The sequence below is a fragment of the Acinetobacter sp. GN11 genome (genome assembly GCF_054823985.1).
In genome coordinates, this window is sequence record NZ_JRVL01000067.1 from 21,636 (window position 1) to 28,009 (window position 6,374).

5 protein-coding genes are annotated in these 6,374 nt (G+C 37.7%); all 5 read right to left on the minus strand.

Going from position 1 to position 6,374, the window contains the following annotated elements; translation table 11 throughout:
• Nucleotides 1–31 precede the first annotated feature (31 nt).
• The gene (locus NL42_RS08180) at nucleotides 32–757 is read right to left on the minus strand and encodes a DUF6160 family protein (RefSeq protein WP_107881857.1); all 726 of its coding nucleotides are present in this window, start codon (nucleotides 755–757) and stop codon (nucleotides 32–34) included.
• Between the two features lie 15 nt (nucleotides 758–772).
• Complete coding sequence (locus NL42_RS08185) at nucleotides 773–2,815, minus strand: hypothetical protein (RefSeq protein ID WP_461312399.1); 2,043 nt, start codon at nucleotides 2,813–2,815, stop codon at nucleotides 773–775.
• A 231-nt stretch (nucleotides 2,816–3,046) separates the two neighbouring features.
• Nucleotides 3,047–4,522: a hypothetical protein gene (locus tag NL42_RS08190; protein ID WP_461312400.1), complete on the minus strand. Its 1,476-nt coding sequence runs from the start codon at nucleotides 4,520–4,522 to the stop codon at nucleotides 3,047–3,049.
• Nucleotides 4,523–4,818: 296 nt separating this feature from the next.
• Nucleotides 4,819–5,388, minus strand: a complete 570-nt coding sequence (gene dcd, locus NL42_RS08195) for a dCTP deaminase (RefSeq protein ID WP_003653416.1) — start codon at nucleotides 5,386–5,388, stop codon at nucleotides 4,819–4,821.
• A 115-nt stretch (nucleotides 5,389–5,503) separates the two neighbouring features.
• Nucleotides 5,504–6,097 carry a LysE family translocator gene (locus NL42_RS08200; protein WP_446091782.1) on the minus strand — a complete coding sequence of 198 codons (594 nt, stop codon included), beginning with the start codon at nucleotides 6,095–6,097 and terminating at the stop codon, nucleotides 5,504–5,506.
• Between the last annotated feature and the right edge of the window lie 277 nt (nucleotides 6,098–6,374).

A 6,374-nucleotide genomic window follows, 5' to 3' on the forward strand; every position in this document is an offset into this window, starting at 1 on the left:
ACTTCAGTTCCTTTGAAATCTACATTAACCCTTAACAACGAGGATGGCTACCATCACAACTAAAGACCATGACTTTTCCTTGAATAGCCAAGTTCCCGTTCATCATTAAGCCCATAAAGCCAGTTTCACGTCCATAGTCATAGGCCGATGGAGTTGCTGTAGCAACTTGCTGTGCTGCACTATTAGCAGTCGCAGCATATGTCGGTTTCTTGAAATATGCATAATCATACATATTCGCACTTGAGCCTTGCGTAGTTGTTGAGCTGGTAAAGTTATCTTGCTCAATTGATAAAGCATTGAAACCAAAATTACGCAATAAAATCGGTTGAGCTGAGCTAAAACTAAGCTGAATAGCAGGCTTAATAATTTCAGTATTACTTTTATCAAGATACTTTAAATCAACGCCATCCAAGCCCATTTTTTGAATATTTAAAGTTCCTTGTACACCTTTAAACACGAGCCAAAGTTTATTACCACTATCACTATTTTCAGCCCAACCACTTGGCTTAGTTGCATCTGCTTGTACAAAACGTTTGTTAATCGCTAAACCTATATGACAGAACTCAACGTTCTCACAGACACCACCACTACCATTGTCAAAGACACCGTTAGCTGTCTGGTTTAAATTAAGCATTAAAGATAAATCAGCACCAGCTTGACCATTAATCGCCTGCAAAGCGTCATTATCTAAAGTTTGCAGCTCCGCATGAGTAACTGTTGTACAAAGAGCGAGGATCAAGGTACTTATTTTTTTCATATCAATCTCCTCCTCTTATAGACCTTTAGTTGTAAGTTTCAAGTGTTGGATTAAAACACCGTCAATAACACCAGAACCCATGTTATTACTAATGGCTGAGCTAATTTGTGCTCCAGATAATTTATAGGTGTTCAAATCTGCATTTGGTGTGGTGGTAGACCAACGTCCATTGTTATAAAGTGCATCTGGTAAAGGTGTGGCAGTTGGTACAACATACTGAGCGCCATTTCCGGCATCAGCTAAGGTATAACCAGTATTATTTACTGTTGGATTATAATAAGAGGTACTGTCAATACTCGCCCAGTTAGCACCTTGAGAATCAAATTTTAAACCTGTACCTGCATTTCCAGTCCAGCCCGATGCTGTACGGTACTGCCAAGTATCATAACAAGTACTTAAGTTCAAAAATCCACAGCTATAACTGCCTGCACGACGTTCTTGATTTTGCAGTTGGTAGAAGTTTTTAGTCTGCGTTATAGCCGCTACAGTGCCCGTAGGTAGTTTACCAAATGAAATACCGACCGCATCTTGTGTACTATTCCCTTTAAATGCTTCTAAAGTATTGTTCGAAGAATTATAAACAGTTGAACCAATTGAAATACTGCTATGTGTTGCACTAGAGCCTTGGTAAGTTTTACCACCTAACGTGACACTGGTACCACATTGGTAAATATTACAAGTAGAACCTAAATAACTCGTATCGGCACCACTATAGTCTGTATAAATTTTCTTATAAATTTCAGGTTTATTCGGAATGCGTGCAAGTTCTAAACTAAAGTTTTTACCATCTGAGCTTAAAACTAAGGGTTGATATAAAGACCCTAACACAAGGTTAATATTCGGGTTATAAAGGTATAAGCCTTCATTCGCATCAAAAGTTGGAGCAAGTCCACCATTAATTGCAGGTGTTACCAAATTACCTTGAGTAGTTCCAGATTCACGCGTGCTCAAACGTAATACGTTATTCATAGCGCTGTCTGTTGGGGCAGTCCATGAACCCGTTGAAGTAACCGTCGTAGTTTGACTACGAATCCGATATAACCAATCCGCGCTTGGAGAGTTATTACTTGGGGCACCCGTATATTGGGTACTATAACGATTTACCCAAGGCCCTACAGAAGATGTTGGAGTATTTGAAGTAATTGTCGCTCTTAAATTAGATGCATCACCGCTATTTAAACGAATAACACCAGCGAAACCTAAAGTATCATTATAAAAAGGACTCATTCCACCAGCAGATGTTGCGCCCCCTAATGTTTGGAAAAGCTGTAAACGACTACCATTTAAGCTAAAATTATTCCAAACTCCTTGTAAACGAAGACGGTTTGCACGGCTTGCATCCGTACTCGTACCAATTAAGCCATTTGAGTCACCATAATTAAATTGGTCTGCTGCACCATTTATTTTATTTGGATTTCGCACAAAAATATCTGACCATAAACCTAATTTCAGCTTATAGGCATCTATACCTGCGGAATCTTTCGTTCCAACCTCATATAAAGGAGCTTCTAAAGATAAATAGGTTACTTGGCAAGTAGGGTCAGTCGCACCACTACAAGTAGCCGCACTGAAATTAGGTACTGAGTTTTCTGTCGCGACTTTAAAAATCCATGGGTTAACGGCAGTCCCCCAACTTGAAATTGCAGCAGCAGTGTCAGTAGAAGCGATACGGCTATTCGTATCATTATCAGATTTGGAAAGCGCTAAACCATAAAGAAAAATATCTGCTTTACCAACAGCGCGATCACCGGAATCGACAGAGCCATTTTTATTGGTATCTGCTGCTGTCATACTTAAAGGACCGACAGGTACATAATTGATATAACCCGTGTCTTTAGTACGATCTGTTAATATCTGACTTGAGGTTTCATTAGCGCCTGCACCACGAAATACCATATAGGCATTCTGTGGCAAGATAGCAATACCTTCACCTGTAGTTGCACTTAAGCCCGCATCAGAAAGTTCTTCGAGTGCGAAACTAACTTGGCTTATACAAAGCCCGATTAAACTTGCCAAAACGGTTTTTTGAAACCTTACCGTATAATTAAGTGTAGTCATCTTGACCTTCCTGTTTTATACGATGCCGCGCACCATATTTATTTTTCTTTAACAATCCTTGATGCCAGGTGAATCTATCCTTTTCACCTTAGACAAAGAGGCAAATCCAAAAGATATTGCCAACCTTTCCACATTTCTATTATGCGGAATATTTGCACAAATGCAAAAAAAAGCATGTAAAAAATTACTTTTCCGATGAATGTAAAACAACTTAAGTTGCCTTCTCGGTATTTAACAAAAAGTTAAACCTGAACCATGGCAGTTTGGCTTAAAGTTTTGATTCGTTAACTGCAAGTTGCTTAAATTTAATGTGAGCGGACTATTTTTCAAATCAACTGTACCAATATTTACATCTAGATCACCCAACTTTAATAATCCTCCTAAATCAGAAGTTTGTGCTGGATTAGCTTGTAAATAGGCAGAAACAGCCGTTGAAATTTGTGGAAAAAGAGGTGAAATATCAATCGCATCTTGCGGAATGATGTTACCAACGTTAACTGGATTTGCAAAAGACATCCACCAACCTTTTTGAGCCACATCATCTGCTTTAGCGCCTGGCCATTGAAGCATTTGATTTTGTAGAGCAAGGTACATGGGTGAGTTAATTGGTAAATTATGAATAAGTCCCAATGACTGAGTTAAATTTAAATTCGCTGTAATATTTGAAATTGTACCATTCATATATACATTAGAAAATTTAGAACCTTGGCCTGCAATGAGACATGCTAATACACTACAGCTTGTTACTGTGGCTTCAACTTTACCACCCTGAGTATAAATACCTGTTGGTTCAGGATAAGCTGGGTCGTGTGGACCTGCCGCATTGTATTGCACAACACCATCTACTGGGTACGAACTACTATGTCCGACATAAATATTAGGGACTTTCACTGGAGCAGATAAAACTTTGGAGCTAACTCTATTGCCATTAACCTGAATGGGAGCAATTTCAAAATAGTTATTTTGAATGCCTGGAATATTAAATCCACCATCTGAAGTAACAAAGCTTACCTCAGCGGCCCCTCCTAAACCCAAAGCCTGTAAACGACCTGTAACTGCATTTGTTCCATATAAATTGTCCCGTGTAGCAGAAGTTGTCGCGTAACCTTTAATTAAACCACTGCTATCAGATTGAACTTTCATATAACCAGAAATCGAGTTAATGCCATTTGGCCTAGATGTATTTTCAGTACCTGCTGTAAGCAAACCGATAAATTTCTCAGCACTTAATCTTAGACCTGCGACTTCACGGGTTGATGCAGAATTAGGATTTTTAATTGCAAATTCTATGAACGGATTTGTTAAAACCGCAGAAGATGAAGCCCGCTCCTCACTAGTCATGGCCAAAGGATTGCCATTCGTATCGAACTTTTGACCACTTAGGCTTAGATTATCAATATCAATATCACAGCCACCAGCCCCATTAACGCCGCCACAACCTAACTGTAATTTACGAATATTAGTGTTAAGTTCTAATTCAGCTTCCAAACCTAATTTATAGAAACCAATATTACTACTATTGTCGCGTAGTTTTTCTAAATTTGCAGAGTCCGTAGGCGCAATATAAGACATACTCATCAATGCTTGGCCACGAGTTGCGGATAGTTCCGAATCTGACATAGGGACTAATGTAGAGGCAGCATACGCTGAAGAAAAGCATAAGCTTCCAAGCGCTATCGCTACATGAAGAGACGTAAACTGTCGCATGGCCGACCTCCGTATCCTTGGGGGCATAATCCTGTTTAATTTCTTTTTATTTGGTCTATCTGAATTTAGTAGATAACTAAACAATTAAGACTAAAAGACAACCGATACATTTGCTTTTAAATTCTGTGATGCAGAACAAAAAACAAATCAATTATTGATCATATTATATTATTTCATACAAAAGGAAACTGTCATTTATCACTATTCCGATAAACGCACTTCATGTAAATTTTATTCATAAAAGTGGGCCACCTAAGCGACCCATTATTTTAAAATTCTTCTTTATCTAAGAAAAATTATGTTTTAGGAAGTGTAACACCTGTTTGACCTTGGTATTTACCACCACGATCTTTATAAGATGTTTCACATACTTCATCACTTTCAAAAAATAGCATTTGTGCTACACCTTCCCCTGCATAAATACGGGCAGGTAAATTAGTAGTGTTTGAAAACTCTAAAGTGACGTGACCTTCCCATTCAGGTTCTAACGGAGTCACATTCACAATAATACCGCAGCGTGCATAAGTCGACTTACCTAAACACACTGTCAACACATTGCGAGGAATACGGAAATATTCAATTGTACGTGCTAAAGCGAATGAGTTTGGTGGAATAATACAAACGTCAGATTCAATATCGATAAAACTTTTGTCATCAAAATTCTTTGGATCGACAATTGCAGAATGTACGTTAGTAAAAACCTTAAATTCACGGGCACAGCGTACATCATAACCATAGCTAGAGACCCCGTAGGAAATCAACTTTTCACCATTTTCATCAAAACGGACTTGATTCTCTGCATAAGGTTCAATCATGCCGTGTTTTTCGCTCATTTCGCGAATCCAACGATCAGACTTAATAGCCATGTATTTTCTATCCAAAAGGTAATTTCATTGATTGCGACGTACTTTAACGTAAAAAAGCAATTATGAAAACAACGCTTGAGCTACTCTTCTCAATAAGAATAGCTCAGCAAGAATTTTAAAGGTTCAATAAAGCAGAGTAGCTAATAGGAATTGAAAAGCTGACTAAAACGAGTGAAGCTGTTTTTTGCAAATTAGTCTGATTTAACCACGCAACTTTCTTAGAAGCTAAAAGTGATCCTAAGAAAATCCAGAATAATGCAATTGGCGTAATAAGCGCTAAGTAAGCCATCATATGAATCAAATAAATATGAAAATTGCTCCATGCAGCCACAGGAAAAATTGCTGAAGCAAAGAGTAAGGCTTTAGGATTCAGTAAGGTTGCACAAAATAATTCACGAGTACGGATCGTAGGCTGATTTAATTCAACTTCTTGATTTGCCGTATTCCATAACTTAATGGCTAAGAAAATAATATAGCAAGCACTCAATAGCTTAAGAATAGGCGGCAGCAATGGCAATGTGGTAGACACTTTACCAATCAGCATTCCCCATGCAGAAATAGCGATTACATAACCCAAAACTTCTGCTGGAATAAGTTTTACCGATTTCCGTAATCCTACTTGCACGCCTGAAGAAGCGAGCAAAGTGTTAGTTGGACCAGGTGTAAGTAAAATTGTGGCTACTAAGCCAATAAAAAGCCATGAAATCATTGAATGACCTCACAATATAGTCATCTCAGATTAATAGATATTCTGTCACATGGCAAAAAGTAATTGTAAGACAAAGTTTTTGAAATCGTTTTTTAATTTAAAATAAAACAATTAAAAACATATGCTTATAAAATTACCACAAAAATTGGTAAAGAAAACTTTACGGTCAGTTGTTATGCTTTTCAAATAATTTCGTACTTAAGTAACATAAGTATTTTTATTTTAAGTCTATTTTTCCATCAAAAGTCTTTATAATAAAAAATATATAGCGATGGTA